Genomic DNA, 1,061 nt, shown 5'->3' with positions numbered 1-1,061 from the left:
CCCTACAGCTATGCCGTGACGGCGGGCGCCCTGCCACAGGGCCTGACCTTGTCGTCCGGCGGCTTGCTTTCCGGCACGCCGACATCGGCCGGCACCTTCAACTTCACCGTCAGCGCAACCGACAGCTCGACGGGGGCCGGTCCCTATTCCGGATCGCATGCCTATAGCATTGCCGTGACGGCGAACCCGCCGATCGCCGGCAGTGCCACGCTCACGGTGGCGGCGAACTCCTCGGCCAATCCGGTCACCCTCAACCTGACGGGCGGAACCGCAACCACGGTGGCGGTCTCGACGGCGGCAGGTCACGGCACCGCCACGGCCTCGGGCACGTCGATCACCTATACGCCGACGCCGGGCTATGTCGGGTCTGACAGCTTCGCCTATACCGCCGGCAATGCCGACGGCACCTCTGCGCCGGCAACCGTCAGCGTCACGGTCTCTGCCCCGACGATCACACTCACCCCTGCGACACTGTCGTCCGGTGCGATCGCCACGGCCTACAGCCAGACGGTAACGGCGACCGGCGGGACCGCACCCTATAGCTACGCGATCACATCAGGCGCGCTGCCGGCCGGCTTGAGCCTCAACCCGACCACAGGCCTCCTTGCCGGCACGCCGACATCGGGCGGAAGCTTCAACCTGACCGTCACCGCCACCGACAGCTCGACGGGAACCGGCGCACCGTTTACCGCATCCAGGGCCTATACGCTGACGATCGGCGCCCCGACCGTTGCGATCACACCGGCCACCCTGCCGGCTGCGACTGTCGCCACCGCCTATAGCCAGACCGTCACCGCCTCGGGCGGGACGGCGCCGTACACCTATGCGGTCACATCGGGCGCGCTGCCGGCCGGCCTGACGCTGTCCCCGACCGGCGTGCTCTCGGGAACGCCGACCGCAGACGGCACCTTCAACGTCACCATCACCGCGACCGACAGCTCGGCCGGCGGCGGACCCTATACCGGATCCAGGGCCTATAGCCTTGCCGTCGGCGTCCAGGCGCCGATCGCAGGCAATGTCTCGGCAAGCGTTGCCGCCAACTCCTCGGCCAATCCGGTCAC

At 69.0% G+C, this 1,061-nt stretch carries 1 protein-coding gene; it reads left to right on the top strand.

Annotated elements, in window-relative coordinates; translation table 11 throughout:
• Positions 1–1,061: putative Ig domain-containing protein (locus tag HGP17_RS33355; RefSeq protein WP_205926249.1), on the top strand; the 1,061-nt coding region annotated here is incomplete at both ends.

It is taken from the genome of Rhizobium sp. P38BS-XIX, from assembly GCF_012641435.1.
Taxonomy (GTDB): Bacteria; Pseudomonadota; Alphaproteobacteria; order Rhizobiales; family Rhizobiaceae; genus Rhizobium.
Note: the sequence above shows the minus strand (reverse complement) of the source record. Positions and strands in the feature narration are given on the sequence as shown.